The organism is Paenibacillus sp. 01T422 (genome assembly GCF_056398785.1).
Genome location: NZ_JBFTQB010000945.1, coordinates 1 through 2,413 on the forward strand (window position 1 = coordinate 1; position 2,413 = coordinate 2,413).

The window sequence follows — 2,413 nt, forward strand, 5'->3', positions numbered from 1 at the left end:
AACTCCCCTAAGCTCTTGCCGAAGGGGAGTTGTATGAAGTTGCTGTTTATTTCACCATCAATTGTAAAAGAATTGCCAGCATTTTAGCCGCTTCTTGACGTGTTGCTGTATCTTGCGGTGCAAAGAGATTCCCGGACTTACCGGATATAATCCCGGCTTGTTGCAGAGACTTCGCTGCTTCTACAGCATAAGTAGGAATAGCCGATTGATCTGCGAAATCTGTCGCCTGCGTTACCTTCGGCAATGTATAGCCCGTGAGGGAAGCAAAGCGGGTAATCATAGCTGCCATCTGGCCGCGAGTAATGTTCGACTGAGGATCGAATTCGCCTGCGCGTACGCCGCTCGTAATCCCTTTCTCAGCCGCCCATTGTACGGCTTTGGCATAATAGCTGTCTGCTTTGACATCTGTAAAGCCTGTGCCTGTATAAGAGCTTACATCCGCATTAGCCATACGAGCGAGGATCAAAGTGAAGTCGGCTCTGGTTATATCCGCTTCCGGAGCGAACGCATCTTCACTGACACCATTCAGAATGTCTCTTGCTGATAGGTACGTAATGTAATCTTTTGCGAAGCTCGAAGCTGTATCCTTGTAAACTGCTTTCTGATAGCCAACAGCATACTTGGAGAAGTGCTTCACATTGAAGCTTAATGTTCCTGTAACAGAATCAAAGTGGCTATTTGTTACCTTAACAATCTCACCGTTATCTGCGATGTAGTAAGCTACAATTGCATTAACATCCTCATTAGCGGATGGTGTGTATGGAATCTCGACCTGAGCCGATCCTCCATTGAAACTGGAAACTGTTTTACCACCTGCAGTGACTGTAAAGTCAAAGATCGGACGATCTTTCACTGCCTCCTTGATTGCTTCTCTTGCCGCGGCATCCATATTCTGCGTAATGTCATTCACATCTGCTTTGCGTATGGAAATCGAAACCTCGCCTGTTGACGCGGCTGAGGAGATTGCAGATACGGCCTGCTTGTCAAAAGAAACTTGCCCGATGCCTGCTGCAATCTTAATTTCTGTTGTTGAACTGCTTGCAATTTTACTCACTGCTTCTGCAGGCAGCTTCACGTCCACTTGATTCGAAGTTGCATCTGCTGTTGCTTTGATCTCAAGTACAGTCGATTTACTTGTCGATTCTGTCATGTCTTTCAAAGCTTGTGTTACTTGAGCGACAGAAACATTAGCTATAGAAGTTCCCTTGCTGTCTTTTTCCACAGAAGGAGTAATTGTTGCTTTATCATCGTTAGTACTAGGCGTAGTTGGTCCTGTAGATGGAGTCGTTGGCCCAGATTGCGCTGGCGTACCTCCGTTTCCTTTATCATCGTGACTCGTACTCGTAGAATATACGCTTACGCTGGCTTCTGCTGCCCCATACCCATCCGGGCTAATAGCAGTGATCACTGCGCTTCCGGAGGCTACGAAAGATACGATCCCTTCTGCACTCACAGTAGCAACGGAAGGATTGGATGAACTCCATTGTACGGTACCTGAAGTGACAGCATTTCCTTGTGAGTCTGCTACCGTTGCTGTCAGTTTTGTTGAAGCCGTACCTTCCGATACAGATAACATGGTCTTATCCAAGGTAACTTTTTGAACGTTCAGCTGATACACCGCTACAGTTCCGCCCACCTCATTAGCAACTAGCAGGAGCGGGTTACCATTCGGACTAATGGACGCAGGGATGAATTCAATACCTTCAGGACCAGTATCCGTGTTCAAGTTATCTTTAGGAGTAAATACACGCGAGTTCGTGTAGTTAATAAATTTCGCGTGGACTGGATCCGTAACATCATAAGTCATAATCCCACCTATGCGCTCTAATCCTACAAAAGCTAGAACCTTACTTCCGACTTTACTAACTTTAATATCTTCAGGTTCAGGACCTTTTTTCGGGCTGCGATCATCCATAGCGGTTTTACTATTACTTGCATTGAAATTGTTAGGCAGACGTTGTGCCGTTACTTTCTCAAACTCATTGCCGCTGTCGTAGACTTGATCCATCGTATTAGCTTGCCAGATCGAGAAGGAACGTCCGCCATACAGATAGATGCTGTCATGGCCCATATCACCAGCAACCTCAACACCGTCATATTCAGTTTTACCGGCTAGGAAAATTGCTGCCGCTGAGTTTGGTACCAAACTGCCTTTCATTGCGCCAATCGTGCTTCCATTCGTTCTAACTCCCGGCCATTCTGTAACATCTCCCTCATTAGCAGTGAAGATATACGGAACTCCGTTGATCGTTTGCGTGGAAATACCATCTGGCATGTACATGCCGTAAAAAGGAACATTCTCAAACTTAATCGCATTGTCTTTCACGAGATCCAGTGAGTTGCCTGGAAGATTCAAATCCTTGAAGCCCAATCCTTTTACGGATAAAAGGGTTTTTGAAGCAATGTCGACAGT

At 45.9% G+C, this 2,413-nt stretch carries 1 protein-coding gene; it reads right to left on the reverse strand.

From position 1 onward, the window contains the following. Positions 1-46 precede the first annotated feature (46 nt). Positions 47-2,413: choice-of-anchor I domain-containing protein (locus AC1DUA_RS33860; protein WP_477503916.1), on the reverse strand; the 2,367-nt coding region annotated here is incomplete at its 5' end.